Annotated in this window: 27 protein-coding genes; 11 read left to right on the top strand and 16 right to left on the bottom strand. The window is 55.7% G+C overall.

The features are described 5' to 3' along the window. The first annotated feature begins 33 nt into the window (after positions 1 to 33). The 3 genes from K3556_RS00550 (at position 34) to K3556_RS00560 (ending at position 4,161) form a co-directional block, all read left to right on the top strand. Positions 34 to 1,044, top strand: coding sequence for a glycosyltransferase family 2 protein (locus K3556_RS00550; protein ID WP_260517795.1), 1,011 nt, complete (start codon positions 34 to 36; stop codon positions 1,042 to 1,044). Next, on the top strand, positions 1,041 to 2,738 hold the full coding sequence (locus tag K3556_RS00555; protein ID WP_260517796.1) for a beta-1,6-N-acetylglucosaminyltransferase: 1,698 nt from the start codon (positions 1,041 to 1,043) through the stop codon (positions 2,736 to 2,738). The genes K3556_RS00550 and K3556_RS00555 overlap by 4 nt, the downstream gene beginning before the upstream one ends. A 130-nt stretch (positions 2,739 to 2,868) precedes the next feature. After that, positions 2,869 to 4,161, top strand: coding sequence for a sulfotransferase family 2 domain-containing protein (locus tag K3556_RS00560; RefSeq protein WP_260517797.1), 1,293 nt, complete (start codon positions 2,869 to 2,871; stop codon positions 4,159 to 4,161). Positions 4,162 to 4,168: 7 nt separating this feature from the next. On the opposite strand, the gene K3556_RS00565 is transcribed toward K3556_RS00560, so the two are convergent. From K3556_RS00565 to K3556_RS00605, 9 genes are all read right to left on the bottom strand, one after another. Beyond that, positions 4,169 to 4,633 carry a PTS sugar transporter subunit IIA gene (locus K3556_RS00565; protein WP_260517798.1) on the bottom strand — a complete coding sequence of 155 codons (465 nt, stop codon included), beginning with the start codon at positions 4,631 to 4,633 and terminating at the stop codon, positions 4,169 to 4,171. Between the two features lie 38 nt (positions 4,634 to 4,671). After that, positions 4,672 to 5,247, bottom strand: coding sequence for a ribosome hibernation-promoting factor, HPF/YfiA family (gene hpf, locus K3556_RS00570; RefSeq protein ID WP_260517799.1), 576 nt, complete (start codon positions 5,245 to 5,247; stop codon positions 4,672 to 4,674). Between the two features lie 247 nt (positions 5,248 to 5,494). Next, the gene (gene lptB, locus K3556_RS00575) at positions 5,495 to 6,256 is read right to left on the bottom strand and encodes an LPS export ABC transporter ATP-binding protein (RefSeq protein WP_260517800.1); all 762 of its coding nucleotides are present in this window, start codon (positions 6,254 to 6,256) and stop codon (positions 5,495 to 5,497) included. Further along, positions 6,256 to 6,750, bottom strand: coding sequence for an LptA/OstA family protein (locus K3556_RS00580; RefSeq protein WP_260517801.1), 495 nt, complete (start codon positions 6,748 to 6,750; stop codon positions 6,256 to 6,258). Before K3556_RS00580 ends, lptB begins: the two co-directional genes overlap by 1 nt. Further along, positions 6,750 to 7,373: an LPS export ABC transporter periplasmic protein LptC gene (lptC, locus tag K3556_RS00585; RefSeq protein ID WP_260517802.1), complete on the bottom strand. Its 624-nt coding sequence runs from the start codon at positions 7,371 to 7,373 to the stop codon at positions 6,750 to 6,752. Before lptC ends, K3556_RS00580 begins: the two co-directional genes overlap by 1 nt. Before the next feature lie 93 nt (positions 7,374 to 7,466). Continuing rightward, on the bottom strand, positions 7,467 to 8,078 hold the full coding sequence (locus tag K3556_RS00590) for a ribonuclease D (protein ID WP_260517803.1): 612 nt from the start codon (positions 8,076 to 8,078) through the stop codon (positions 7,467 to 7,469). A 67-nt stretch (positions 8,079 to 8,145) separates the two neighbouring features. Beyond that, complete coding sequence (locus K3556_RS00595) at positions 8,146 to 9,015, bottom strand: dimethyl sulfoxide reductase anchor subunit family protein (RefSeq protein ID WP_260517804.1); 870 nt, start codon at positions 9,013 to 9,015, stop codon at positions 8,146 to 8,148. Positions 9,016 to 9,027: 12 nt separating this feature from the next. Beyond that, the gene (locus tag K3556_RS00600; protein WP_260517805.1) at positions 9,028 to 9,759 is read right to left on the bottom strand and encodes a 4Fe-4S dicluster domain-containing protein; all 732 of its coding nucleotides are present in this window, start codon (positions 9,757 to 9,759) and stop codon (positions 9,028 to 9,030) included. Further along, positions 9,759 to 12,584: a molybdopterin oxidoreductase family protein gene (locus K3556_RS00605; RefSeq protein WP_260517806.1), complete on the bottom strand. Its 2,826-nt coding sequence runs from the start codon at positions 12,582 to 12,584 to the stop codon at positions 9,759 to 9,761. Before K3556_RS00605 ends, K3556_RS00600 begins: the two co-directional genes overlap by 1 nt. A 215-nt stretch (positions 12,585 to 12,799) precedes the next feature. On the opposite strand from K3556_RS00605, the gene K3556_RS00610 reads away from it, so the two are divergent. The 3 genes from K3556_RS00610 (at position 12,800) to lpxK (ending at position 16,084) form a co-directional block, all read left to right on the top strand. Continuing rightward, a complete protein-coding gene (locus K3556_RS00610) occupies positions 12,800 to 13,717 on the top strand; it encodes an alpha/beta hydrolase (RefSeq protein WP_260517807.1) in 918 nt (305 codons plus the stop codon). Between the two features lie 88 nt (positions 13,718 to 13,805). Continuing rightward, entirely contained in the window at positions 13,806 to 15,080 is a 1,275-nt protein-coding gene (locus K3556_RS00615; RefSeq protein WP_260517808.1) for a 3-deoxy-D-manno-octulosonic acid transferase, read from the top strand. Between the two features lie 8 nt (positions 15,081 to 15,088). Continuing rightward, positions 15,089 to 16,084 carry a tetraacyldisaccharide 4'-kinase gene (gene lpxK / locus K3556_RS00620; protein WP_260517809.1) on the top strand — a complete coding sequence of 332 codons (996 nt, stop codon included), beginning with the start codon at positions 15,089 to 15,091 and terminating at the stop codon, positions 16,082 to 16,084. A 30-nt stretch (positions 16,085 to 16,114) separates the two neighbouring features. On the opposite strand, the gene K3556_RS00625 is transcribed toward lpxK, so the two are convergent. Together K3556_RS00625 and K3556_RS00630 are read right to left on the bottom strand one after the other, a co-directional pair. Continuing rightward, the gene (locus tag K3556_RS00625; protein ID WP_260517810.1) at positions 16,115 to 16,774 is read right to left on the bottom strand and encodes a DsbA family protein; all 660 of its coding nucleotides are present in this window, start codon (positions 16,772 to 16,774) and stop codon (positions 16,115 to 16,117) included. Between the two features lie 15 nt (positions 16,775 to 16,789). Continuing rightward, a complete protein-coding gene (locus K3556_RS00630) occupies positions 16,790 to 17,305 on the bottom strand; it encodes a DUF721 domain-containing protein (protein ID WP_260517811.1) in 516 nt (171 codons plus the stop codon). A gap of 81 nt (positions 17,306 to 17,386) precedes the next feature. Between K3556_RS00630 and K3556_RS00635 the strand changes: the two genes are divergently transcribed. Both K3556_RS00635 and K3556_RS00640 read left to right on the top strand, forming a co-directional pair. Next, on the top strand, positions 17,387 to 18,427 hold the full coding sequence (locus K3556_RS00635; protein ID WP_260517812.1) for an A/G-specific adenine glycosylase: 1,041 nt from the start codon (positions 17,387 to 17,389) through the stop codon (positions 18,425 to 18,427). A 52-nt stretch (positions 18,428 to 18,479) separates the two neighbouring features. After that, on the top strand, positions 18,480 to 19,619 hold the full coding sequence (locus K3556_RS00640) for an alkane 1-monooxygenase (RefSeq protein ID WP_260517813.1): 1,140 nt from the start codon (positions 18,480 to 18,482) through the stop codon (positions 19,617 to 19,619). Here the strand turns inward: K3556_RS00640 and K3556_RS00645 are convergent. The 4 genes from K3556_RS00645 to K3556_RS00660 form a co-directional block, all read right to left on the bottom strand. Then, positions 19,600 to 20,238 carry a glutathione S-transferase gene (locus tag K3556_RS00645; RefSeq protein ID WP_260517814.1) on the bottom strand — a complete coding sequence of 213 codons (639 nt, stop codon included), beginning with the start codon at positions 20,236 to 20,238 and terminating at the stop codon, positions 19,600 to 19,602. The genes K3556_RS00640 and K3556_RS00645 overlap by 20 nt on opposite strands. 174 nt (positions 20,239 to 20,412) lie before the next feature. After that, positions 20,413 to 21,513, bottom strand: coding sequence for a site-specific DNA-methyltransferase (locus K3556_RS00650; RefSeq protein ID WP_260517815.1), 1,101 nt, complete (start codon positions 21,511 to 21,513; stop codon positions 20,413 to 20,415). 112 nt (positions 21,514 to 21,625) lie between these two features. Next, entirely contained in the window at positions 21,626 to 22,264 is a 639-nt protein-coding gene (locus K3556_RS00655) for a ribonuclease HII (protein ID WP_260517816.1), read from the bottom strand. Between the two features lie 116 nt (positions 22,265 to 22,380). Beyond that, complete coding sequence (locus K3556_RS00660) at positions 22,381 to 22,866, bottom strand: hypothetical protein (protein WP_260517817.1); 486 nt, start codon at positions 22,864 to 22,866, stop codon at positions 22,381 to 22,383. A gap of 153 nt (positions 22,867 to 23,019) precedes the next feature. Here K3556_RS00660 and K3556_RS00665 point away from each other — a divergent pair, with 153 nt between their 5' ends. The 3 genes from K3556_RS00665 to K3556_RS00675 all read left to right on the top strand — a co-directional run bounded on the left by K3556_RS00665 (position 23,020) and on the right by K3556_RS00675 (position 24,959). Continuing rightward, positions 23,020 to 23,307 carry a hypothetical protein gene (locus tag K3556_RS00665; RefSeq protein ID WP_312847273.1) on the top strand — a complete coding sequence of 96 codons (288 nt, stop codon included), beginning with the start codon at positions 23,020 to 23,022 and terminating at the stop codon, positions 23,305 to 23,307. Next, on the top strand, positions 23,279 to 23,983 hold the full coding sequence (locus K3556_RS00670; RefSeq protein WP_260517818.1) for a helix-turn-helix domain-containing protein: 705 nt from the start codon (positions 23,279 to 23,281) through the stop codon (positions 23,981 to 23,983). Before K3556_RS00665 ends, K3556_RS00670 begins: the two co-directional genes overlap by 29 nt. 142 nt (positions 23,984 to 24,125) lie before the next feature. Beyond that, positions 24,126 to 24,959, top strand: coding sequence for a bifunctional allantoicase/(S)-ureidoglycine aminohydrolase (locus tag K3556_RS00675; RefSeq protein WP_260517819.1), 834 nt, complete (start codon positions 24,126 to 24,128; stop codon positions 24,957 to 24,959). Here K3556_RS00675 and bhcR read toward each other — a convergent pair. After that, the gene (gene bhcR, locus K3556_RS00680) at positions 24,956 to 25,765 is read right to left on the bottom strand and encodes an HTH-type transcriptional regulator BhcR (RefSeq protein WP_260517820.1); all 810 of its coding nucleotides are present in this window, start codon (positions 25,763 to 25,765) and stop codon (positions 24,956 to 24,958) included. The two genes, K3556_RS00675 and bhcR, sit on opposite strands and share 4 nt — an antisense overlap. Between the last annotated feature and the right edge of the window lie 99 nt (positions 25,766 to 25,864).

A 25,864-nucleotide genomic window follows, 5' to 3' on the forward strand; every position in this document is an offset into this window, starting at 1 on the left:
TTAGCGTGATACCGGTCAGATAAGAGGATAGCGTTGGGCGCTTGGACATCATACCGACTGCGGCTGAAACGCAAGCAATGTCACTTTCGGGCTTTGCGCAAGCGCCGCGAGTTGGCAGAGGTTGCAAACCGCACAGATTTGGTCAGGCCAGACGACATTCTGGCCTTCTCAGCGATCCGTAACGAATGCATCCGCCTGCCCTATTTTCTTAAGTACTACCGTGACCTTGGCGTGAACCATTTCTTCATGGTCGATAACGGGTCAGATGATGGCGGCCGCGAATACCTTGCTGACCAGCCTGATGTTTCGCTTTGGACCACAAATGCCAGCTATAAAAACGCAGATTTTGGAGTGAATTGGATTGGCTGGCTGCAACGCAAATATGCGCATGGTCACTGGACCTTGGTGGTCGATCCGGACGAATTTCTGGTTTACCCTTTCTGCGACACGCGGCCTTTGCGGGCGCTGACGGACTGGTTGGATTCATCGCATGTCCGTTCGTTTGGCGCCATGCTGCTGGATATGTACCCAAAGGGGGCGATAAGCTCTGCGTCGTATCTGGCGGGTCAAAACCCGTTCGAAATTGCTAACTGGTTTGATAGTGGCAACTATACCATCACGAAGAATCCAAAATACGGGAACCTCTGGATTCAGGGTGGGCCGCGCGCCCGCGCGTTCTTCCGCGACAACCCGATAAAAGCCCCGGCGTTGAACAAAATCCCGTTGGTCAAATGGGACAAAAACTATGCCTATGTCAGCTCAACGCACGCGCTTCTGCCGCGAGGGTTGAACTTGGTGTATGACCAATGGGGCGGAGAAAAGGCGTCAGGTTGCCTGCTGCACGCAAAGTTCCTGGACACGTTCGGCGCGAAGTCGGCCGAGGAGTTGAAGCGCGGCCAGCACTATGCAAACAGCTATGAGTATCGCGCCTATCACAGCGGGACTAAGGAAGACACGGATCTGTGGTGTAACTGGAGCGAAAAGTACCTGAACTGGCGCCAGCTTGAGATGTTGGGCCTTATGTCTAAGGGGAACTGGGCATGAGTTTAGGGATCGTCATGCTGGTGCACGACGCACTCGATCGGGCCGAACAACTGGTGCGCCATTGGGCGACACATGGGTGCCCCGTGGTGATCCACGTTGATGATTGTGTGACGGGCAAAGACTATACCGATTTTGTGGCGGCCATGAGCGATCTGGACAATGTTCGATTTTGCGAGCGCCGACATTGTGAATGGGGAAGGTGGTCTTTGGTGGCCGCCAGCCAAACCGCATCCGAACTGATGTTGAAGGCCTTCCCGGAGGTGCGCCACATCATGCTCGCGTCGGGCAGCTGTCTGCCGTTACGTCCGGTTTCTGAGATGCTGGCGTATCTAGGCCACCGCCCTCAGACTGACTTTATTGAAAGCGTGACGACCGAAGACGTGCCGTGGACCATCGGTGGGCTGGACATCGAACGGTTCACCCTGCGTTTTCCGTTTTCGTGGAAGCGTCACCGGCGTCTATTTGACCGTTATGTCGAAATCCAGCGCCGCCTTGGTTTCAAACGCAGCATACCGGAGGGGATTGTACCGCATTTGGGAAGCCAATGGTGGTGTCTCACGCGAAAAACACTGTCGGCGATCCTGAAGGACCCAAACCGACTTGAATATGATAGATATTTCAAACGGGTCTGGATTCCTGATGAAAGCTATTATCAGACGTTGGCCCGCCGCCATTCTAACCGGATAGAAAGCCGGTCGCTGACCCTGTCGAAGTTCGATTTTCAGGGCAAGCCGCACATCTTTTATGATGATCATCTTCAATTGTTGCGTCGGTCAGATTGTTTTGTGGCGCGTAAAGCGTGGCGTCACGCCGACAAGTTGTATGAGAGCTTTCTGTCGGACAAACATGAAGTCTTGACCGGAGCAGAGCCAAACCCCGGCAAAATCGACCGCATTTTCACAAAAGCGATCGAGCGGCGGACCAAGGGCAGATCCGGCCTGTATATGCCAAGCCGGTTCCCGCGGGAAGGTTATGAAGGCAACGTGACAGCGGCTCGTTACACCGTTCTAGAAGGGTTTTCAGAGCTGTTTGATGACTTTGAAAGCTGGCTGTCGGACACGGTCAGCGCCCGCGTTCATGGACATATTTTCGCAGAGGATAAGGTCCATTTTGCAGGCAGCGCGACAAATTTTTTTGGGGCCTTGAGCGATTCAGCTACATTGCGGGATTATAATGCCAAATCTTTTCTGACCAATCTGATCTGGAGCACTCGCGGCGAGCGCCAGTGCTTTCAATTTGGGCCACGTGACAATCAGGACGTGTCTTGGGTTATGGCCAAAGACCCGAACGCGCGCATTTATGTTGTGTCTGGTGCGTGGGCTGTGAAGCTGTTTCACTCCAATGAAGATTTTTCCGATATCCGACGTGAGGCTGCGCGCCTGCAAAAGATCGAGAGCGACCACCTTACCGCGTTGCGATCCAGCTTCGCGCGCGCGCGTACGCATGTCTGGTCACTGGCGGATTTTGTGCTGAACCCGGCCGAACCTTTGCAGGCCGTCGTGGATGATATTGGTCCCCGCACCGCCACCCGCCTGACCAGCCTTCCCAAAATGAAACCCCTTCAAGGCTTTGGGCAGTTTCTGCAGGATCTGAAGAACCAAGGTATGCATCCTTATCTTATGGGTGATTTCCCGGCAGGGCATGACCTTGTCCCCACAACCCGCATTCAGCGCAAACCGTATCTGGTGAAATGAGCACATGACTGGCCCGTTCGATTGTTTCATAATATTTGCTGAGATGCGGACGGGGTCCAATTTTTTGGAAAGCAATCTGGACCTCTTCCCGGGCCTCAAGTGTTATGGCGAGGCGTTTAACCCATATTTCATGGTGACCCCAAAGACGGAAGAGCTGTTTGGCGTCACCGTACCGATGCGCGATGCCGATCCTATGGCACTGCTCGAATGCATGAAGTTAGAAACAGATACTCTGCCCGGCTTTCGGTTTTTCCACGATCACGATCCTCGGGTTTTTGAAGCGCTGATTGATGACCCGCGCTGCGCAAAGATTGTTCTGACACGCAACATGGTAGAAGCTTATGTATCGCGCAGAATTGCGATGGCGACCGATCAATGGCAGCTGAGCGATGTGACCGACGCGCGCAAACGACAAGCGCGTTTTATACCCGATGAGTTCGAGAAACTGTTCTATCGGATCAAGAGCTTTCAGCTGAAAATCAAAGACCGTTTGCAGCGGTCTGGTCAGACGGCGTTCTATATCGACTATGAAGATGCGCAGAAGTTGGGCGTCGTTAATGGGCTGGCAAAGTACCTGGGCGAAACAACCGAAATTACCGAATTTGCCGGCACCTATAAGAAACAGAATCCTGAACCTTTGTCCGACAAGGTCAAGAAGTTCGAGCTTCTGACCTCGACGGTTGGACGCATTGACGTTTTCGATCTGCACAAGCTGCCCAACTTTGAGCCAAGCCGCCCCCCTGCCCTGAAAACCTATCTGGCGTCAGACGCTTTGCAGTTGGTGTTTCTGCCGATTGCAGGCGGCCCGACCCAACAACTGACCGATTGGATGAGCGCCGCGGGTCCGTTGGTTCGGGACTTTTCGCAACGGACACTTCGGCAGTGGAAGCGGCAACACAAAACGCACCGCAGCTTCACGGTGCTTCGCCATCCCGTCGCGAGGTTGCACGCTGCTTTCTGCGATCTTCTGGTTGTTCGAGAGGATGACCCCAATTGGGATCTGAAACACGCGCTCCGCGAAAATTACGGTGTCGCTTTACCAGACGATGCAGAAGCGCCTTGGTCGCTGCTGGCGCACCAGACTGCCTTTCAAAGCTTCACTGGCTTCATTGCCAAGACCCTAAGTGGCCAGACAGGGATTGCTGTCGATCCCAGCTGGGCCTCGCAGGCCGAAACAATAAATGGCTTTGCCGGTTTCGCACTGCCCGACCACATCTTGCGGGAGGATCAATTGCCTGCCGAACTGGATCACCTACTTTCCCAACTCGGCGTCAGTGCGGCACCACAGCTGCCTGACGCGCCGTTAGACGCGCCATTCCCGCTGTCAGAGGTCTATACCGACGACATCGAGGCCACTGTGCGCAAAATCTATCAGCGCGACTATTTAATGTTTGGATTTCGGCCGTGGGGTAAAGAGCAATAGCGAGCGATCAGGCCGCTTTGTTCGACAGGCTATCCGTCAGAAGTGCGTGAAGCGTCGTTGAATCCGTGTTGGCCCGAAGTTTCGTGCAAATTGACGCGTCACGCATCGTACGCGACACCAGCGCCAGCGCCTTCAGGTGGTCCACACCCGATCCCTCGGGTGCGAACAGGGCAAAAACCAAATCAACAGGTTGTTTGTCCACGGCGCTAAAATCAAACGGCTGTTCAACACGGATGAAACAGCCGACAACTTTGTCTAGGCCGGGCAAGCGAGCATGTGGCAAAGCCACCCCGCGGCCCACACCAGTGGGCCCCAGGGTTTCGCGTTGTTGGAGGGCGGCGAACGCGTCGCCGCCGTTGATGCCGTAGCATTCCATCACAATATCCCCAAGGTCCTGAAACAGGCGTTTCTTGGAGGTCACTGTCGATACGACCTTAACGGCCGACGGCAGGAGAATGCTCGAAAGATCCATCGCCAAAAACTTTCCCCACCCACCAGTGGGTGGGAGGTTTACACTGCGTTTTGGGGGTCGATCCAGCCCACATTGCCGTCATCACGGCGGTAGACCACATTCATCCCCTCGGTTTTCTCGTTGCGAAAAACCAAGACGGGCGCATGCGCAAGTTCCATCTGCATTACAGCTTCACCAACCGAGAGCGACGGGATCCGTGTCTCCATTTCGGCGATGATCATGGGCTGCAGTGTTGCGTCGTCCGCTTCGTCCTGACCTTCTTCTGAGGCGAGGATATACGAGGCTCCGCCGAAAACTTCAACAGGGTCGACACGATCCTTATGGTGATCTTTCAGTCGGCGCTTATAGCGACGCAGCTGCTTCTCCATTTTATCAGCGCAATTATCGAATGCCGCATAAATCTCGGTCGCAGTGCCTTTTGCTTGTGCGGTCAACCCAGTGGACAGGTGCACTATTGTTTCACACACATATTCATGTGCGCTTTTTGAAAAAATCACCTGCGCGCTGGTCGGCCGTTCAGCATATTTTTGAACCACCCCACTAAGTTCATCTTTCACATGAACCTGAAGTGCCTCACCAATGTCGATTTGCTTGCCACTGATTTGATATTGCATCCATACCTCCTATGGTATTTGCAGGCCCCAAGACACCTTTCCCAAGCGGGTAAGGTTTGAAATCCCATTATTTTTATCTAGTGTTGTAAGTGACTTACACAACCTTTCCCGCCCAATCTCGCTTGGGCAATCCATCGCATATGCCCCTTGTCTGAGGCGGTCGGAACGAAAGATCAAGTGTTGATGCATTGCCTTCATTTGGCGACGAGTCGCAGGGGATTGTCAACCATATGACAGCGCGATTTCTCTATTTGATCGAGAAATTCTGCCCCAGATAGACCCGGCGGACGTTTTCATCGCGCACAACTTCGTCGGTTGTGCCGCTCATCAAAACATGCCCGTCATGCAGGATATAGGCGCGGTCCACAATCTCGAGCGTTTCGCGCACGTTGTGATCCGTGATCAGCACACCGATGCCACGATCTTTCAAGTCATGCACCAGAGTTCTGATTTCACCAACAGCAATTGGATCCACCCCGGCGAAGGGCTCGTCAAGCAGCAAGTATTTTGGGTCTGACGCCAAAAGACGGGCGATTTCGACTCGGCGACGTTCACCACCCGACAGCGCCAGCGCTGGCGCGCGTCGCAAGTGGCTGATCGAAAACTCGTTCAGCAGCTCTTCCAGCCGTTCGCGACGTTTGTGGCGGTCGGGGGTGGAAATTTCCAGAATGGCCAGAATGTTATCTTCGACTGACATGCCACGGAAAATCGACATTTCCTGCGGCAGATAGCCGATACCGTATTTCGCTCGGCGATACATCGGCAGCAGCGTTACATCGCGCCCATCTATCAAAACCTGCCCAGCTTCCGGGGTGATCAATCCAGCGATGGCGTAGAATGTCGTGGTCTTCCCGCAGCCGTTTGGACCCAGCAGAGCAACAACTTCGCCACGGTGCAGTTCAAGGTTCACTTCGCGGATCACCGGTTTCTTGCGATAGCTTTTGCGCAATCCAATTATGCGTAAGCCGGCATCGCCGTTCTCGACCGTTAGATCAGGTGCATCTGTCATCAGTCTGCGCCCGTCTGGATAATCGACTTCACACGCCCATCCATCGTTCCAGTGCCCGACTGAAGGTTGACGGTCAATTTTTCAGATGACAGCGCGTTCTGTCCCTGTGTCAGGATCACGCCTCCTGTCATCACAATCACACCGCTTGAGATAGTGTAGACCGCTTCGCGCGATTCCGCTGCTTCAGCGCCATTGACCAGCGTTACACCCTCGGATGCCAGCAGGCGCGAAATCTCGCCCGTCGCGCCCGACCCGGTCGAGTATTCGACCCTAACCTTGCCCGCCGACAAGCGCATGCTGCCCTGACCGATCTGAACATTGCCGATAAACGTGGCCGACCCGTCAGCCTGATCAACATTCAGCTGATCGGCTGCGATTTCCACTGGAAGGGTGCTGTCATGTTTCAGACCGCCAAAGGCAACCTGGGCCTGAGCATGTGCCACGATCGGCAGGCTTAGCGCCAGCAAGCAGGCTGCGATACGCGCGCAGTTCATCACTTCTCTTCCCCCTCTGTCTGGGGCTCATATATCAGTTTTACACCTTCTTTGAAAACAAGAAGATAGGTGGTGTTGTCATTCCCCTGCCGCGTCAGTTCTGCCCGCCCCGCGAAGATGTGGCCCATTGGGCCTCTCGCTTCGACGGGGCCGCTGCTTTTGGCAAAGGTTGTGTCCATCGCGGTGGTCAAACCCTTTGTTGCGATCTCATAGTTGGTCGAGGTGACCAGCGTGACCCCGCCGGACAGATCAACAATATTCGACGTCCCGTCTATCAATGCTTTGGCTGCATCAATGTCGACGGCGCCCCCGTCTGGTGTTTCGATCCGGGCGGACAGCACTTCCGCCGTGAAGACATTTGTTTGGTTTGGATCCGGCACAGCACTTTTTGCTGAAAAAGTAATGGCCGCGCCATCTTCGGTCACGCTGGAAAACCGCGGACTGTCGATGCGCTGGTCGCCGGTCAGCTCCTCCAAATTGACACGGGCATAGGTCAATGAGGTGGTTGGATCTACGGACTTCGAAACCAGAAACATCGTGGACAAAAGCGCAAGCGCACTGACAGGCAGAAGAACCTTCAACCATGAGATAAAGCGCGAATAACTGTTGTCTGAGCGGTCCATGCGACCCCTGAAATCACTTCGTTACGTTCGTTACTTAGGCACTGATCCTGCTGATCCAAGCGAAAGAAGCGCGAATTACAGGAGTTGCCTCACTTAGTGGCTGAAAATGTCAATCTCGGGCCAGCCCGCCAGATCAAGCTGGGCGCGCATCGGCAGAAAGTCAAAACAGGCCTGTGCCATTTCGGTTCGGCCCTCCCGATCCAGCCGCTGGTTCAAATCGTCCCGCAGGCGGTGCAGGTAAAGAACGTCAGACGCAGCATAGTCCAACTGCGCAGCGGTCAGCTCTTCTGCGCCCCAATCGCTCATCTGTTGCTGCTTTGAGATGTCGATCTTCAGGAGTTGCTCCAGCAAGTTTTTTAACCCGTGCCGATCAGTGTAAGTGCGGATCAGTTTGGACGCGATTTTGGTGCAATAGACTGGCGCGGTAACGACGCCAAATGCGTTCAGCATTGCAGCGATATCAAAACGTCCGAAGTGAAAAAGCTTCAGCACGTCTGGGTCGGTCAGCAACCGCTCAAGATTGGGCGCGCTGGTTTGACCCTTCTCAACCTGTACAAGATGAGCATTGCCGTCGCCTGACGACAGCTGAACAACGCATAGGCGGTCACGGTGTGGATTTAACCCCATCGTTTCGCAGTCGATTGCTACGATGGGACCAAGGTCCAGCCCATCAGGTAAGTCGCGCTTGTAAAGATGGTTGGCCATATCTGCCCTCATTGTCCGTTTCCCCTCTGATAGGCCCAGAGAGGTCCGGGTTCAATGGAAAGACCGATCAATGTCCGTGATACAGACCAACGACATGTTCAGCCTCAGCGAAAAACAGCCAACGCCCAACGACGACGCCCACAAGGTGAAGCGCCAAAGCGAAGAACGCCGTGACGTGCCCAGGAGAGGTCAGAAGCAGGATGGCAGCAGGCAACGCGCCGGCAAGCACGACTGCGATGATCCTCAGCTTCTCAGCATGTTTGCGCGCGACCCGGTAAACCATCTCGTCCATCACATAATTGCGTGCGGTGTGGCCGCTTTCCAGCATCCGAACATCGCCCAGATGGGCAAGGCCGGTCGCGTCGCCTGTGGTGCCTCGTGAAGCAGCCCGCTGATCACCGATTTTCCACGACGCCAGAAACACAATCGTCAGGGCCAGAAGAAGCCAACCCGCAATCTTGACCTCGCCTGCCAGAAGCGCGCCTCCGCCCAGCGCGTGCAGCAAAAACAAGACTGGCGTGAGCGGTTGGTTCCAGCGACGTATGGTCTTCAACTGGCCATAGATCATCGAGGTTGTGAACACGGTCACCAGAGCAAAGAAAGAGCCTAATGCACCAGAAATCGACATTTCTGCACCAAGGAAAATACGCAGCGCGGCAACAATCGCAAACAGGATCAATGTGACCACCGCAGCAATACCTTCCCGACTTAGCCAGCTGGTACGCCATTGGCTGAACGCATAGATCGCGTTCATTTTGTTCCCAAGGTGAAACGTTGACGCGATCAACCCTGTGCATGACAGCGCATAGGCGATCACAAAGAATGCGAACAAGGTTGATCTGATGACCTCTGGAAAGCCAAGGCCCAGCCAGAAAAACAGCCCGAAACCAAGCCCCGACAGCGTGGTGAAAATAATAACACTGGGTGCAGGATGCATCCGTTTCCTCCGTCAGAGCTTCTCAAGCGCTTTATCGAGCCAACCAAGGAACCCCTTAGCCTCGTCTGCCACCACGTCAAGCGGCTGTGTGTTCAATGTATCTTTGGGGCACGGCGGCAAGTATTTGTTGGTGGGTTTGGTCCCCAGATCAGGCATCAGGTCATACCCGCCGCGTTCGGCGACAAGCTTCGAGACGTCGCTGTCCGGGTCACTGAAGTCACCAAAGTGGCGCGCACCGGACGGACAGGTGCGCACGCAGGCTGGCACGCGGTCCTCTTCCGGCAAGTTTTCGTTGTAAATGCGATCTACGCAAAGAGTGCATTTCTTCATCACGCCGGCGTCGCGGTCCAATTCACGCGCGCCGTAAGGACAAGCCCAGGCGCACAGGCCGCACCCGATACAGCGATCCTCGTTCACCAGAACGATGCCGTCTTCTTCACGCTTATAGCTCGCGCCAGTCGGGCAAACCGTGACGCAAGGCGCGTCATCACAGTGCAGGCAGGACCTTGGCATGTGAACGGTTTGCGCTGCTTTGCCTTCTGCCTGCGCCTCGTACGAGAAGACACGGTTCAGGAACGCGCCGCCCGGATCCGCCCCATAGGGATCGGTGTCAGACAGCGGCGCACCATAGTTCTGCGTGTTCCAGCCCTTACAAGCCGTCACGCAACCTTGGCAGCCGACACAGGTGTCCAGATCAATGACCAGCCCCAGCTTTTTGTTGGTCTTTTCAGGAAGTGCAGTCATCAGATCTTCCTCGCAACAATGCTTGGGCCTTTGCCGACCGGTGACTTAATCGGCGGGTGCGCAGGCTGGCTTTCAGCAGGTTTAGGGTCTGCTTTCTTGATCTTTACGCGCAGATCGAACCATGCGGCCTGCCCCGTGACGGGGTCAGAATTTGCCCATCTGAGCCCGTCGCCCTTTGGTGGTTGAAGTTCGTGAATCAGGTGGTTCAGAAGAAAACCTTCGGTCGCTTCGGGAGCGGCCTCATCCAATGCCCATGCGCCTTTGCGTTTGCCGATCGCGTTCCATGTCCAAACGGTCTTTGGGTTCAGGCTCGCGTGATGGGCGACCGGCACGGTGATTGATCCGTGGGCCGACGTAACTTGTGCATAGTCGCCATCGGCAAAGCCGTGCTTGGTCCAGAGATCGGTGGGCAGATACAGGAAATTTTTGCCCGTAATCTGCCGCAGCCACGCGTTTTGCGATCCCCAGGAATGATACATATGCATTGGACGCTGAGTCAGCGCATGAATTGGATACTCGTCAGGGTCGACATTCGAGTCCTCGAAGGGCGGATACCAGATGGGCAGCGGGTCCATGGTTTGCGCGATCCGGGCGCGCAGATGATCGGGTGGCTGGATATCGCCGTGACCTTCAGCGGCCAGTTGGAATTTCCGCATTGGCTCAACATAGATGTTGAACACATAGGGCGCTTCGGCGTCGAAAATGCCGCGTGCCACGGCCCATTCCTGATAGGCTTTGTTCCAAGGTTTATAGAAACTCGCTTCGGTTGGGATGTGGTCGACCCAGAAGCCGCCGTTTTCAATATACTTGTCTATTTGGGCTGGATTAGGCTCTCCTCGACCTTTCCCGGTTCCGTCTTTACCGCGCCAACCTGCCAGTGGGCCAACACCCGGGCGGCGTTCATGATTCACCAGATAATCGGCGTAGTCTTTGAACTTCGCAGACCCGTCTTCAGTTACGAAACCCGGGAGCCCCAGTTTCGCGCCCAGTTGGATCAACACGGTCTGAAACCCGCGCACATCCCGATCAGGTTCCACCACCGGCCAGCGGATCGCATCTGCCGCGCCGTCGGCCTCGCAGATCGGGCGGTCCAGCAAACTGATACAGTCGTGACGCTCAAGATAGGTTGTGTCCGGCAGTATTAGATCCGCATAGGCAACCATCTCTGAACTGTAAGCATCGGAATAGATGATGTGGGGAATGACATAGTTTCCATCGTCATCCTTGTCGGTCAGCATGCGCATGACTTCGGACGAATTCATCGACGAGTTCCATGCCATGTTCGCCATATACAGAAACAGCGTATCGATCTTGTACGGATCGCCTGCGTGGGCATTCGAAATCACCATATGCATCAGCCCATGCGCCGACATCGGATTTTCCCACGTGAATGCTTTGTCGATGCGCTTGGCGTTGCCGGCATCATCTAGCAGCAGATGCTCAGGCCCCATTGGATAACCCAAATGCGGACCATCGAGCGGCTGTCCGGGCGTAACACCTGCATGTGGCTTCGGATGCGCCTCGGGCGGCTTGGGATAGGGCGGTTTGAACCGGAATCCACCTGGCACCTCGACCGAGCCCAGCAGGATTTGCAGCATATGCAGCGCGCGGCAGGTCTGGAACCCGTTCGAGTGCGCCGAGATGCCCCGCATCGCGTGGAAGCTGACCGGGCGCCCAATCATTTTATCGTGCTTCTGGCCCTTCCAATCGGTCCACGGCTGGTCGAGCACGATCTCTTCCTCGAACGCCACGCGCGCCAACTCCGCCGCGATCGAACGGATGCGTTCTGCCGAAACACCTGTCTGTTCTGCCACTGCATCAGGCGCATAGTCCCCTGACATATAGCGCTCAGCCAGCAGTTGGAACACCGGGCGATGGCTTACGCCGCCGTGCCGGTAGCTGCCCGCCAAATCGGGTAAAACGCCCGGCGCGTCATAATCCGCAAGCTTCCCGGTCACGCGGCAGATAACCTGTGGCTTGCCGTTCTTCCCACGCAGGAAAAGGCCATTTTCAGGCGAATTAGGCTCTTCTATGACAATGAAGCCTGCATTGGTGTAGCGCGACAAGTAGGCCAAATCGACCTTGCCCGCGCGCAACAACTCGTGGATCAAAGCCAGAATGAACAAGCCGTCGGTGCCCGGCGTGATCCCAACCCACTCATCCGCAATGGCGTTATAGCCGGATCGGATCGGGTTCACGCCAATGATCTTCGCGCCACGCTCTTTCAACTTGCCCAAACCGATCTTGATGGGGTTGCTGTCGTGGTCTTCGGCGACACCGAACAGCATGAACATCTTGGTGCGATCCCAGTCGGGCTGCCCAAACTCCCAAAACGCGCCGCCCATCGTATAGATGCCGGCGGCGGCCATGTTCACCGAACAAAAGCCGCCATGCGCCGCGTAATTCGGTGTGCCATAGGCCTGCGCGAACCATGATGTGAAGCTTTGGCTTTGGTCCCGCCCGGTGAAAAACGCCATGCGTTTTGGGTCGGTTTCTCGCAAAGGCCCAAGCCAGTCAGCGGCAAGGCCCAGCGCCTCGTCCCAGCTGATTTCCTCGAACTCTCCTGACCCGCGTGGACCGACTCGTTTCAGGGGTGCACGCAGCCGCGACGGAGCGTAATGCTGCATGATCCCGGCAGACCCTTTGCCGCACAGCACCCCCTTGTTCACAGGATGATCACGGTTGCCTTCGATATAGGCCACCTGCCCGTCCTTCATGTGCACATTAATCCCGCAACGGCAGGCACACATATAGCACGTCGTCTTGCGCACCTCGTCCGACACGGAAGGCGAGGTATCAATCTGGATGTTTTCCGGCTTGGTCATTTACCTGAGGGCCCTGTCGCGAGGTCTTTTTACAAAGACAAATTATCGTGGTGGAACGAGATGTTTACCACATTTTTCTGGTTCCAAGACCCAAACAGCCAGCCCTTGCATGCGGTAGGTCCAGTTAGCGATGGGTTTAGGGCCAGAAAGGACAGAATTCCGGCAAGCAGCCAGTATCTTGCCAAGGCACACCCGGCACATTAGCGTTTCCGGCCATGGATTATGACACGTTAATTGACGCCGAGACCTGGGCTTTTATTCGCAAAACCGAAAGCTGCTACCCGCCGGATGCGGTGTCGGCAGACATCCCCGCTCAGCGGGCCGTGTATGATGAAATGTGCCGGTCCTTTCATGCCGGGTATCCGGACAGCGTGACCGCCCGTGATGATCGCGCTGGAACTGTGCCTGTTCGAATCTACGAAAGCGGATCACCTAAAATCACGGTCATTTACTATCACGGTGGTGGGTTCGTCGTTGGCGGGCTGGAAAGCCACGATGATGTCTGTGCCGAATTGTGCGACCGAACCGGCGCGCGGGTGGTGAGTGTCGATTATCGATTGAGTCCCGAATTTTCTCATCCGGCAGCTTTCGAAGATGCGATGGAGGCGGCGTCATATGTGGCTCTAACTTGGCCCAACTCCTGTATCTTGGCGGGGGACAGCGCCGGCGGAAACCTTGCAGCAGCTGTTGCGCAAGCCAGTCGAGGAACGATGAAATTCAAAGGGCAAGTGCTGATCTATCCTGGCCTTGGCGGCGATATGACACGTGGATCATACAGCGATCATGCACACGCACCGATGCTGACTTTGGAAGACCTGGAATTTTATGAACAGGTCAGATTTGGTGGCGCGGCGCCGAAACAGGATCCGACTGCTGCGCCGTTGGTGGACGCCGATTTCTCAAACCTTCCTCCAACCGTCATTATTACCGCTGAGTGTGACCCGCTTGCGGATGATGGGCGCGACTATCGCGACGCAATCCAAGCTGCCGGTGGCAAAGCGCATTGGCATAGCGAGCCGGGATTGGTGCACGGATATTTGCGGGCCCGCCACAGCGTTCAGCGTGCGCGTGACAGTTTTGATCGTATCGTCGCCGCAACAAAGATGCTTGCTGCTGACGAATGGTTCGACTGACCCTTTCCACAAATCAAAACTTGCCATATTCTGGTTCTATAAAAATGCGAGCGGCCAACGCATCGCGGAATGAGGAAGTGCAGCAACAATGCCGCCTATCGGAATCTCACTGTTCCGGGGCCTGCAAAACATGCAGGGCGCCGCGGGGCTGGAACGTCGTTTGCGACGCGGCGTCGAGGATGGCACAGAGCACCCAACGCGCGGAAACGAGAGATTGGGGCGGGATCTGGCCCAGCGGCCTGCAGGGCAACTGGTGTGGATACATCTGCAAAGGTTGGATGCGTTAGAGAAGGTTCTGGGCCTTGTTCAATACATTCAGAATGATCATGAAGACTTGAACGTCCTCATATCGACCACCCATTATGACGGTGCACCACCACAAGGCCCCAATTTTATCCATCAATATTCGCCTTACTCCGCGCCGGCTCCAGTCGCCGCTTTTCTGGAGCATTGGCAGCCCGATGTGCTGCTTTGGATGGATGATAAGCTTGATGTTACCCTTCTGCCTGCAGTGTTTGAGCGGAAAATTCCGGCGCATTGGGTCAATGCTCATGTGCCGAAAGAGGCGCAGAGCCAATGGCGCTGGCTGCCCGGATCGATCAAATCTATCCTGACAGGATTTGACACTATTCTGGCTGAAAACGATGAAGCTGCACGTGAACTGCGCAAGTTCGGTGCGGCCGCAAGTCAAGTCGTGACCTCTGGCCCACTTCAAATACAAGTGGTTCCACCAAATTGTAACATGGCTGAACGGGACGCTGTTGCCGCAAAACTGGCTGCGCGACCCGTTTGGCTTGCCTCAGGTGTTTGTGAGGTCGAGGAACAGGCGCTACTTTCCGCCCATAAGCAATTGGTACGTAGATCGCATCGACTGCTTTTGATCATTGAGCCCCGCGATGTGAGTCGCGGTGTGGTCCTGGCACAGGAACTGGAAGCAGAAGGTTGGGGGGTCGCCTGTCGGTCACGGGATGAAGACCCCACGCCGGACATTCAGATATTTATTGCCGATCAAGAGGGCGAATCTGGTTTGTGGATGCATCTCGCTCCGATCACCTATGCAGGCGGAAGCATGGGAGTCGGAACCGAGCTGAACCCGCTTGAACCTGCGGCGCTTGGATCGGTCGTGTTGTTCGGGCCAAACGTGAATGGATATTACGAATCCTATCGGAGGCTCGAAGCCTCGGGCGCGGCGACCAAAATTAGCGATGAGGCAAGCCTGACCAAAGCGGTTGAGCACCTGTTGTCGCCAGAAGAAGCCGCCAAAATGGCAATGGCAGCTTGGGATGTGACGACCAGCGGTGCCGAGGTAAGCGATCTGCTGCGTCAGAAATTGACGGAAGCGCTGTCGAAGAGCGCGGAATAGGGGGGTCGATGAAAACACCCCAGTTTTGGTTTACCCCACCCGCGCATCCCAACTGGCGCGCTCGTGTCTTAGCGCCTTTGGGCTGGGCCTATGGCGCGGCGACGGCAAGGCGCGTTGCCAGGGACCACGCATACCGGGCAAAAGTACCTGTAATCTGTGTTGGGAATATCAACGCGGGTGGCACGGGCAAGACCCCGACCACGATCGCACTTGCGCAACGCTTGTTAGCGCAGGGCCACGACGTGCATATCGTGTCACGCGGGCACAAGGGCGCAATGGACGGGCCAGCACAGGTTAACGAGCGAGCCCACAAAGCGAGCGATGTTGGCGATGAGCCTTTGTTGATGGCTGCTTTCACCAAGGTTTGGGTCGCACGCGATCGGGCTGAGGGTGTGAAAGCCGCTGAAGCCGCCGGTGCCGACGTAATCTTGATGGATGACGGGTTTCAAAATCCGGCAGTTCAGAAAACCTTGTCGATTGTTGTGGTCGATGCGGTCAAAGGGTTTGGCAATGCGCGGTGTATTCCGGCCGGGCCATTGCGTGAACCCGTCGCGACGGGGTTAAGACGGGCTGACCTGTTGCTGTCCATCGGACCCGATGCTGCGCAGGCGCGATTTGCCAAGGAGTGGTCAGCAACGATTACCGTCCCGCACGCGACCGGTCGTCTTGTGCCGCTTCAGACAGGCATGGATTGGCAGGGTATGAATGTCTTAGCTTTTGCCGGAATCGGCTTGCCCGAGAAGTTCTTTGCCACGGTAAGAAGTTTGGGAGCCAATGTTCTTCGGGCTGAAGCGTTGGCCGACCACCAACCGCTGACTGACGCACTTATGAAACGGTTAGAAACGGAAGCAGCAACGTTGAACGCGCAACTTGTTACCACCGAAAAAGACGCAGTCCGGCTGCCCGACGCATTCAAACGGAATGTGCTGGCTGTTCCAGTTCGGCTAGAGTTGTCGGATTGGTCTCTGTTAGACGCAGAACTGGCGCGGATTGGGCTGGGCTAGAGCCTGTCTAACAAGCTCCAGCCCAAGGTGTTAGCTACCCAGTTTTTCGTCAATCAGCTTAGCAAATTCGTCATATGACATGTTCGAATAAGTCTCGCCATCGATGACAAAGGATGGGGTTGCGTTGATCCCGTCTTCGGTCGCGTTGTGCTGGTAAGCCGCCACCATGCTTTGGGCCATCCCTTCGTCCTGCAAGCAGGCGTCCATCTGATCATCTGCCATGCCGGCAGTGCGGCCGATTTTGCGCAAGTTGTCCAGGATGAGCGACGGGTCGCCATCGCCGATCCATTCTTTCTGACCGTCGTAAATCATGCCCGTCAGACCAAAATATCGCGTGTCGCCACCGCATCGCGCGATCAGCCCGGCCCACAGACCAAAGCGGTCAAAGTAAACTTCGCGATGAACGAACTTCACTTTACCCGTATCGATGTAATTCTTTTTCAGGTCTTTAAAGACAGTGCTGTGGAAGTTGGCACAATGCGGACACGTGAACGAGGCATATTCTATAACCGTCAAAGGCGCGTTTTCGTCACCTAGAACCATGTCGGGGGCAAACTCAACATCAGCATTGGAGTCTTGTGCCTCTGCGACCGAAATACCGGGCACCGAGCCATTGTTCTGGCTCATGTAATAGGCGCCGCCGCCGATCAAAAGCACAGCGGCAAGCAGAATGGGAAGGATACGGGTCATGATATGTCTCAGCCTCTATCGTTTTTGTTTCATCAGCACGTTCTGCGCCAGTTTCTCAAGTGCGTCGCGCAGGCCTTGGTCGGCAACATCTGCGGTAGCCTCAACCGCGCGCGCGCAGGTTTTCTCGTCTACTACGGGTATGTGCTTCGGGGCGGGCGTGAACTGTGCCTGCCCTTCGGCAAAGCCTGTTGGCGCGGTTTGGGTGATCTTTACGCGTGCAATCGCGTTATATCCATAGGCGGCGTTCACCTTTTCGCGCAGCTGATCTTTCTGCATCTCAAGCATTGGGGCCTGTGCGCCTGTGGTCAGCACGGTTAAGGTCGCCCCCATGCCGCCACGGGCATAAGAAACCTCGACCGGCTTGGCGATGGCTGCTGTGGCGTCACCCACAATCTCGGCCCAATGGGTCAGCACGCGGGTCACAGCAAATCCACGCGTTTCACCCGTCTTGCGGATGCGTGTGGACAGTAGGCTTGATGTCCTCTCAAACCCCTTCCTTCGGCGCTGAACTTTTTTATCTGGCTGACTCACGTCTGGCACATCCCGAATTTGCACCTATTCTATGCGGTTGAGAATGCTATGCCAGTGCAAAGCGGTGATAGGAGATAACACTTGTGTGACGCGCCAAAACCCGCCGATCTGTTGGCTTGGTATGATGCCTACGCCCGTGATCTTCCCTGGCGCACCAGCCCAGCTGATCGTGCGGTTGGCGTGATCCCGGATCCCTATGCCGTCTGGCTGTCCGAGATCATGCTGCAACAGACCACTGTTGCCGCGGTGAGAGACTATTTCACCAGATTTATGACCCTGTGGCCGAGTGTTGAGGCGTTAGCGGCCGCACCAGATGATCGTGTCATGGGGGAATGGGCCGGGCTTGGCTATTATGCCCGCGCGCGCAATTTGCTGAAATGCGCTCGCACTGTGGCTGACAGGGGCAGGTTCCCTGATACCCGCGCCGGGCTTGAAGACCTGCCGGGCATTGGGCCTTACACATCCGCCGCGATCGCTGCGATTGCGTATGATTTGCCCGAAACCGTCGTCGACGGAAATGTCGAACGCGTCATGGCACGGGTATTTCAGATCGAAATACCTTTGCCAGATGCCAAGCCCGACCTAAAGCGCGCGGCCGCCACCCTGACGCCGGATGTACGACCGGGCGATTATGCGCAGGCGGTGATGGATTTGGGGGCGACGATCTGCACGCCAAAATCCCCTAACTGTGGCATCTGCCCTTGGAAGACGAACTGTAAGGCACGGAGCGTTGGTGTTCAGGCAACGCTCCCCGTGCGCAAACCGAAGACTGCCAAACCAACGCGTTATGGGATCGCTTATCTGGCGCGCCGAGAAGACGGATTGTGGCTTGCCGAAAGGCGACCGGACACCGGATTGCTTGGGGGAATGCTGGGATGGCCCGGCGCAGAGTGGGGCGAAGCCGCGACAGATGCGCCGCCGATCGCGGCTGACTGGCGTGACCCGGGGGTCGAGGTGCGGCACACGTTTACCCACTTCCACCTGAGGCTTTCCTTGCGTGTCGCGTCAGTGCCAAAAGGCGCAACGACACCCATTGGGTCTTTTCAGAAAATCCACCGAACAGACCTTCCGACGGTCATGCGCAAGGCATTTGACGCAGCGACAAGCGTCCTGCCGGATTGAGCCGTTTGGCAGAGCGGGCTATATCTTTGACGGGGACAGAAAGGATACCGTTATGGTTCCAGCATCACAAATCTCGCGCTTCGCAAACGCTGCTCCATTCGGTGTGTCGATCCTGTTGCCCATCTTGGTCAGCATTGCCGCAATGAATGGCGGTTGGTATGTGCTTCTTCCACCTTTGGGAACGTGGTGGCTATATGCGTTGCTGGACGCGGCAATCGGGCGATATCCCGAAAATGCAGACCCTAACACACCTGAAAATGACCTGTTCTGGTATCGGCTGATCACGCTGATTTGGTTTCCCATTCAGTTTGTGATGATCTTCGGGATGATCTGGTATGTTACTGGCGCTGACCATCTGTCCACGGTCGAGAAGTTTCTGGTGTTCTTCGGTGTTGGCGTGCTGTCGGGATCAGTCGGTATCGTTTATGCGCATGAGCTGATGCACCAATCCAGCCGTTTGGAGAGGTGGTTGGGTGATCTGCTGCTGGCCACGGTCTTGTATAGCCATTTCCGTACTGAACATCTTTTGGTTCACCATCCTTATGTCGGAACAACCCGCGATGCGGTGACGGCGAAATACAACGAGGGGTTTCACCGGTATTTCTTTCGGGTGCTGCGCGAGTCTCCCGGGTCTGCGTGGAGTGCTGAGAAATCGATGCTGGCGCGCCGCGGTTTGTCTGCGTTCGATGGATCTAACCCGTTCTGGCGATATGGCGCCTTGCAGCTTCTTGCGATGATTCTCGCGGTGATAATTGGCGGTTGGTTGGGGCTGGCTTTGTTCCTTTTTCAGGCGTTTGTCGCAATTTGGCAGTTGGAACTGACCAATTATGTCGAGCATTACGGCCTGACCCGAAAACACCTTGGCGACGGCAAATATGAACGGGTCATGCCGCATCACAGCTGGAACGCTGATCACAAGGCGTCGAACTGGCTATTGATCAATTTGCAGCGACATTCGGACCACCATTATAAACCCGCGCGACGCTTTCCTTTGTTGCAGACCTATCCTGACAACGAAGCACCGCAGCTGCCTTTTGGCTATCCCGTGATGACAGTTGCCGCGTTGATCCCCCCTGTATGGCGTCGGGTGATGAATCCACGCGTCCGCGCGTGGCGCAAACTGCACTATCCCGAGATCACGGATTGGAGCGCGTATAAGGCCGGATCCCTACCTAAGCCGGGGATGCGTTAGGGAAAACCACCGTTGCGTCGCCGTCCCGCCAAGGTGCGTGTTTCTTCATCACGTTTGCCAGCCGCTCACCGGCAAGAAAAGTGTCTAGCCAAGCAGAAATACGCGGAGTGGCCTCGGCATCGAACCGCGCCTTGTCGATCATTGCGAACTGCCGAACGAAGGGGAGGGTGGCGAGATCGGCAAGCGATGGGCGGCTGCCATATAACCACCCATCGCGCAGCTGTTCGTCGAGCCCGGCCAAAATGCGCATTGCGTCTGCGCGTGTCGCCTCGGGGTCGCTGCCTGGGTGGCGCACGGCGTATTTCGTCAGATCAAGCGCGGTTTTGAAGGGGCCATCAAAAGTCTCTATCAACGCAAAACCGCCCGCTGGCATGTTGCAAAGACCCTCGGGATCTTTCTGCGCCAATGCCCAGCGCATGATGTCGAGACTTTCATCCAGCACGCCATCCTGCGTCACAAGACAGGGCACGGTTGCGGAAGGCGAGACATCCAGAAACGCCTGCGGTTTGTCGCGTAAAAGGATTTCGCGCAGTTCGACCTGAACACCGCTGCTGTCCAGAGCAAGGCGGGCACGGATCGCGTATGGGCAGCGTCGGAAGGAATAGAAGATGGGCAACATAGTCTACTCCTGCCCGAAACTGTGCTGGTACTGCAAGTGGGGAACCAATTTGATCGAAAAAACCCCACCCTTTGCAGGGTGGGGCAAGTTGAAAGTGCCATGGAACAGACCACAGGCACCGGCGGTACACCGTATTGCGGGCACTTGTGCGTGCGCCCTGCAAAAACTTGGAATCTAGTTCATCTCTGCGCGGATTTGTTGCCGCAGCAAGTCAATCGGGACTTTCTTGCCGTCCTGCTTGAAGTACCAATAGGTCCACCCGTTGCAGCTGGGCGCGCTTTCCAATGCTGCGCCAACTTGGTGGATTGACCCGCGGGCCTCTCCTGAAATCAACGTGCCATCGGCGCGGACTTTTGCGGTTTTGCCGCGCGGACTGGTCAGAACCTCGCCCGGACGCAGCATGCCACGTTCGACCAGCTGGCCAAATGGCACACGCGGTTCGGCGCGTTTCGAAGGCGTGGTGGTCAGCGCCTCTTTGTCAAACTTGCGAACCTTCGAGATGCGCTTTTCGGCCACCTTGCGATACGCTTCTTCGCGTTCAATGCCGATAAAATCGCGACCCAGCATTTTCGCAACAGCACCCGTGGTGCCTGTTCCGAAGAAGGGATCAAGGATCACATCGCCCGGACTGGTCGACCCGACCAATACGCGATGCAAAAGCGATTCGGGTTTTTGCGTTGGGTGCGCTTTGTCGCCATTATCGTCTTTCAGACGCTCGTGCCCGGTGCAGATTGGCAAAACCCAATCCGACCGCATCTGAATACCTTCGTTCAGCGCTTTCAGGGCTTCGTAGTTGAACGTGTATTTCGCACCCTCGGATTTCGAGGCCCAGATCATCGTTTCATGGGCGTTGGTAAAGCGCTTGCCACGGAAATTTGGCATTGGATTGGACTTACGCCAAACAACATCGTTCAGGATCCAATAGCCTTGATTCTGAAGCTCGGCACCCATGCGAAAGACGTTGTGATAAGACCCAATAACCCAGATCGCGCCATCAGGCTTTAGAATACGTCGCGCGGCTTTCAGCCATGCGCGGGTGAACTGGTCATAGGCTTTGAAGCTGTCGAACTGGTCCCAATGGTCGTCAACGGCGTCCACCTTGGAATTGTCGGGGCGATGCAGGTCGCCTTTTAACTGCAGGTTATAAGGCGGATCGGCGAAAATCAGATCGACCGAGTTTTCTGGCAGACCGTTCATCACATCGATGCAGTCACCATCAATAATCTGGTTCAGCGGCAGGTCTACAGCCGCTTTTGTTTTGGTTTTCGTTGTCATTTCTGCCTCATGTACCCTGCGCTAATTGCGCATATCAGTGGCGCATTGTTGCGCTCGTTTTGATGAGGTCAGCATGAGTCAAAGGCGAATCGCCGTCAAATTCTTTTTTGAATCAGTCACTTACATTTTCTTGTTGATACAAGATATTGTGCACCGGCTTGAACGAACGTCTATGGTGTGGGGTCACACCAAGATTTTGAAGTGCCAACCTGTGGCTTTTTGACGGGTATCCTGCGTTCGTCTCCCACCCATAGCCGGGAAACTGTTGCGCCAAATCCACCATGATCCGGTCGCGGGTGATTTTGGCGATAATCGAGGCTGCGGAAATCGACACAGATCGCGCATCGCCTTTGATGATTGTCTCTGACGAACAGGTCAGCCCGCGCGGCGTCATATTGCCGTCGATCAGCAGGTGGTCAGGCGGGTTCGTAAGCCCCGCAACCGCACGCTCCATCGCCAGATGGCTTGCCCGTAGGATGTTCAGCTCGTCAATCTCTTCGACGCTGGCATGGGCGATTGAAATGTCAGCACAATTCAGAATGACCTCATAGAGGGCCTCGCGCTTCCTGGCAGTCAAAGCCTTGGAATCGTTCAGCCCGCTCGGAATGTTGCCAACAGTCAAAACAACTGCCGCTGCAGTCACTGGCCCCGCGAGGGGCCCGCGCCCGACCTCGTCGACGCCCGCGACACGCAGAAATCCGCGGTCATGCGCGGAGGCTTCAAAACTAAAATCGGGAACTAGCTTGGTCATGTCCTTGCGTCGCCGATCACACGCCCGCCCGCAAGTAAAAAAGGCGGGAGCCGAAGCTCCCGCAAGTTTAGCGGTGTGAGGGGTTAGGGGACGCCACACCGCTGCTCGATGTTGGGTTAATAAAATTTTTGCATGCGATAGCCGCGGTTCGTCAGGCAATGGGGACGGAAGATTTTGCGCGTGACATAGGTGCCTTGCTTGTTGCGCGCGACCACCTTGGTTTTACAGGCGCGCGGCAGATTGTCGTAATATGCAAAGTTACGTTTCAAGCAGCGATTGCTGAACAGCGTCCGGTTGCCTTGTTGTGTACGGTAGTTGCGCACGCAGTTTTTCGGCAGGATCAATTGCTTGGGCACGCGATCCCGATGCACCCGTTTGGGCGGATGTTTCGGCTTCTCTTTGTAAGACTCCCAATCATTCTTGCTGGAAAGAATGGCACCGATGGTAGCCAATCCCAGTATTATGCCAATGACCGTGGTGGCATCCTGACTATCAGACCGGGAATTGTTGTTACCCGCCGAAACGGGCGCGACCGACAAGGCCAGCGCCAGCGTTGCACAAAGTGCGAGTTTGATAGGTGAAGTTGTTGAATGGCGTTTCATTAGGTGTCCTTTCAGCAATGCATCCCTAAGGACGCGTGGAAGATGCACCAAACTTGGGCCAGCGCGTAAAAGTCAGGCAATAACGCCCGGCTGTTATCGTCTAACAACGGCTTTGATATTGAATATCTGGCGAGCGGGCCGCATGGTTTGGGCATGATGAAACATATTCTCTTTGCCCTCGCGTTCGTCGCATATGCCCTACCTGCTCAGGCGGGTTGCTATGTTGACTACAAAGCCAAACGGGACAACCCGCTCAAACTGCATTACGGCGTGATGGAGCTGCCGGACGCTGCTTGCAACGACCGTCAGGTTGCGACCCGCCAGGTGCAGCAACGGTTGGAAAACCAGGGGTGGTTCCTGTTGAAGATTCAGTCCATTTTCGACGATAGAGGTCTTACCGAAAGGAAAGAGAGTGCCGGAGAATTCTTCCTTCGCTTCTGACGCGCGTAGAGTTTCAAACCGGGTGGTCGTCGCAGGCATCGCAACGATCATCGGGATTTTGCTGATCGCTGCCGTTGTTCTGTTTATGACTTTGCCCGACGCAAATGCGTTCAACGCGCGGGTCGAGCAGATATTTGTCGAGAATGATGGCCTGACCTCTGGCGCCGAAATCAAGTTGCTGGAGATTCTTGCGCAATCTGGAACTGCTTTTGCTGATACTCTGACCAGCTATCGCATGGTCATCTTTGTGCTTTTGATTTTTGCGACCGCGCTTCTGATCGCTGCCTTGGTGTTCCTGATCACCATCATCGGCCTGAACCGGCGGATGGGCGAGATCGAGCGCGCAGGCATTCAAGTCAATTCCCTTTTGATCAGCCGGGAAGAGCGTACGGTTTATCTGAACAATATGGAGTTTTCGCTGACCGAAGCAGCCATCGAAACCTTGTCAGCCCTTGCCGAAGCTCGGATGGATGAAGAGGTCTTGTCGGGGTCCGAGTTGGAGGGGCTGATTTCCGGCCGTGATCCATCCGACTGCGATGAAGCGGCCGGCGCCACCCGTATCAAACGGCTGCGCGACGCGCTGGGCAATCAGATGATGAGCGAGCTTTTGGTCAAAACCATCGCGCGACGTGGCTATATGCTGTCGATCGACAAAGACGTCATTCGCATGATCTAGGGTCGCATGGTGACAGGCGCCTTGCTTGGTAACTTTCAAAGAAATTTTGATGATCCTTCATGGACATTAGGAAAGATTAATCCTCCAAATGGCTTCATCATAGACGACATAAGATACGAAACCCTCGGCAGAAGGTCCTAGCATGACGAAATCGAGCTATTATGCACCGCACGGAGGGTTGCCCCCTCAGACGCAGCTTCTGACCGATCGGGCAATGTTTACCGAGGCTTATGCGGTGATCCCGAAAGGGACTTATAGCGATATTGTCACAAGTCTTTTGCCGTTCTGGGAGGATGCGCGCTTCTGGGTATTGTCGCGACCGCTGTCAGGATTTGCCGAGACTTTCTCGCAATATATTGCCGAGGTGCTGCCGGGCGGCGGCAGCGACCGGCCTGAAACAGAAACCGGCGCCGAAGCCGTGTTGTTTGTCGTTGAAGGCGGCATGACGCTGACCATTGATGGTAAAGCGCATGAATTGTCGGAAGGCGGGTATGCCTTTCTTCCCCCACATGCCGCGTGGACCCTGCGCAACAACGGGTCCGCGCCCGTGCGCTTCCATTGGATCCGAAAACGCTATCAAGCCGTCGAGGGGCTGGACGCACCAGAAGCCTTTGTCACCAGTGATCGCGACGTCACGCCGACCCCGATGCCCGACACGGACGGGGCTTGGGCAACCAGCCGTTTTGTTGACCCCACTGATCTGCGCCATGACATGCATGTGACCATTGTCACCTTCCAGCCGGGCGGCGTCATTCCCTTCGCGGAAACCCATGTAATGGAACATGGGCTTTACGTGCTGGAGGGCAAAGCTGTCTATCGTCTGAACCAAGATTGGGTCGAGGTCGAGGCCGGTGATTACATGTGGCTGCGCGCCTTCTGCCCGCAGGCATGTTATGCAGGTGGGCCGGGGCCGTTCCGATATCTACTTTATAAAGACGTCAATCGGCATATGACGCTGGGGTCGGTCGGGGTCTAGGGCGAGCCAAGCCCGCGCGATACGCGTGCCGCAGCATCCGCAACCAGCGCGCCGATCTTTTCAATGGTGCTTTCCGGCATCCGATGTGTCGGGCCAGAGATGGATATGCCGGCGACGGCCTCGCCATAGATGTCACGGATCGGTGCCGCGATACAGCGCATGCCCTCGGCTTTCTCCTCGTCGTCGAAAGACCAACCTCTGTCCCGAATACCAGCTAGCTCGTCGCGCAGTGCATCGGGTCGGGTGATTGTCTTTTGGGTAAACCCTGTCAGACGAGCTGTGCGGAAATACTGATCCGCGTGGCGGTCCGAATAACAGCTTAGCAACGCCTTCCCGATCCCGGATGCGTGCATGGGCGACAAGGTGCCGGGTGGAAAGAAAGCCCGGATGGATTCGTTGGTTTCGACCTGACTGATGAACATGATCTCGCCATTCCGTTCGATCCCAAGGTTCGAAGTTTCGCCGGTGGCCTCCATCAGTTCGCGCATGATTGGGCGGCTACGTTCAACAATGCTGCTTCTGCGCAAAAAGGCCGAACCCATGCGAAAAGCAGCTGAGCCGATGTGCCAGGCCTGAGTTTTCGGGTCCATCTCAACAACGCCTCTGGCATGAAGGGTGGCAAGCACCCGGTGCATGGTGGCCGGTGATTGGTCCAGATGCGTCGCAAGCTCGGACAACGTCATCCCATTTGCATGGGACAAGGCGTCCAGAACATCTAGCGCCCGATCCAGTGCCAGAATGGTGGTCGGTTTTTCGTTTTGCTGGAATTTCTTGGGGCGACCCATTCGCCGTTTCATCGGCTCCATTTTCTTTCCTTTCGACCGAAAAAGTAAGACTTTAATTACACTGTTGAAAATGACTTTGACAGAGTGAAAAAAAGCAAGCCATTGTTAATTATCATTATT

This window comes from Aliiroseovarius sp. M344 (assembly GCF_025140835.1).
Classification (GTDB): Bacteria; Pseudomonadota; Alphaproteobacteria; order Rhodobacterales; family Rhodobacteraceae; genus Aliiroseovarius.

Coding starts and splice junctions, on each gene's coding strand:
- K3556_RS00650 (WP_260517815.1), bottom strand. CDS start 21,513: ATGACAACGAAAACCAAAACAAAAGCGGCTGTAGACCTGCCGCTGAAC.
- lptC (WP_260517802.1), bottom strand. CDS start 7,373: ATGGACCGCTCAGACAACAGTTATTCGCGCTTTATCTCATGGTTGAAG.
- K3556_RS00555 (WP_260517796.1), top strand. CDS start 1,041: ATGAGTTTAGGGATCGTCATGCTGGTGCACGACGCACTCGATCGGGCC.
- K3556_RS00615 (WP_260517808.1), top strand. CDS start 13,806: ATGCCGCCTATCGGAATCTCACTGTTCCGGGGCCTGCAAAACATGCAG.
- K3556_RS00640 (WP_260517813.1), top strand. CDS start 18,480: ATGGTTCCAGCATCACAAATCTCGCGCTTCGCAAACGCTGCTCCATTC.
- K3556_RS00560 (WP_260517797.1), top strand. CDS start 2,869: ATGGTGACCCCAAAGACGGAAGAGCTGTTTGGCGTCACCGTACCGATG.
- lptB (WP_260517800.1), bottom strand. CDS start 6,256: ATGACAGATGCACCTGATCTAACGGTCGAGAACGGCGATGCCGGCTTA.
- K3556_RS00645 (WP_260517814.1), bottom strand. CDS start 20,238: ATGTTGCCCATCTTCTATTCCTTCCGACGCTGCCCATACGCGATCCGT.
- K3556_RS00605 (WP_260517806.1), bottom strand. CDS start 12,584: ATGACCAAGCCGGAAAACATCCAGATTGATACCTCGCCTTCCGTGTCG.
- K3556_RS00590 (WP_260517803.1), bottom strand. CDS start 8,078: ATGGCCAACCATCTTTACAAGCGCGACTTACCTGATGGGCTGGACCTT.
- hpf (WP_260517799.1), bottom strand. CDS start 5,247: ATGCAATATCAAATCAGTGGCAAGCAAATCGACATTGGTGAGGCACTT.
- K3556_RS00610 (WP_260517807.1), top strand. CDS start 12,800: ATGGATTATGACACGTTAATTGACGCCGAGACCTGGGCTTTTATTCGC.
- K3556_RS00580 (WP_260517801.1), bottom strand. CDS start 6,750: ATGAACTGCGCGCGTATCGCAGCCTGCTTGCTGGCGCTAAGCCTGCCG.
- lpxK (WP_260517809.1), top strand. CDS start 15,089: ATGAAAACACCCCAGTTTTGGTTTACCCCACCCGCGCATCCCAACTGG.
- K3556_RS00655 (WP_260517816.1), bottom strand. CDS start 22,264: ATGACCAAGCTAGTTCCCGATTTTAGTTTTGAAGCCTCCGCGCATGAC.
- K3556_RS00600 (WP_260517805.1), bottom strand. CDS start 9,759: ATGACTGCACTTCCTGAAAAGACCAACAAAAAGCTGGGGCTGGTCATT.
- bhcR (WP_260517820.1), bottom strand. CDS start 25,765: ATGGAGCCGATGAAACGGCGAATGGGTCGCCCCAAGAAATTCCAGCAA.
- K3556_RS00660 (WP_260517817.1), bottom strand. CDS start 22,866: ATGAAACGCCATTCAACAACTTCACCTATCAAACTCGCACTTTGTGCA.
- K3556_RS00565 (WP_260517798.1), bottom strand. CDS start 4,633: ATGGATCTTTCGAGCATTCTCCTGCCGTCGGCCGTTAAGGTCGTATCG.
- K3556_RS00675 (WP_260517819.1), top strand. CDS start 24,126: ATGACGAAATCGAGCTATTATGCACCGCACGGAGGGTTGCCCCCTCAG.
- K3556_RS00625 (WP_260517810.1), bottom strand. CDS start 16,774: ATGACCCGTATCCTTCCCATTCTGCTTGCCGCTGTGCTTTTGATCGGC.
- K3556_RS00665 (WP_312847273.1), top strand. CDS start 23,020: ATGATGAAACATATTCTCTTTGCCCTCGCGTTCGTCGCATATGCCCTA.
- K3556_RS00595 (WP_260517804.1), bottom strand. CDS start 9,015: ATGCATCCTGCACCCAGTGTTATTATTTTCACCACGCTGTCGGGGCTT.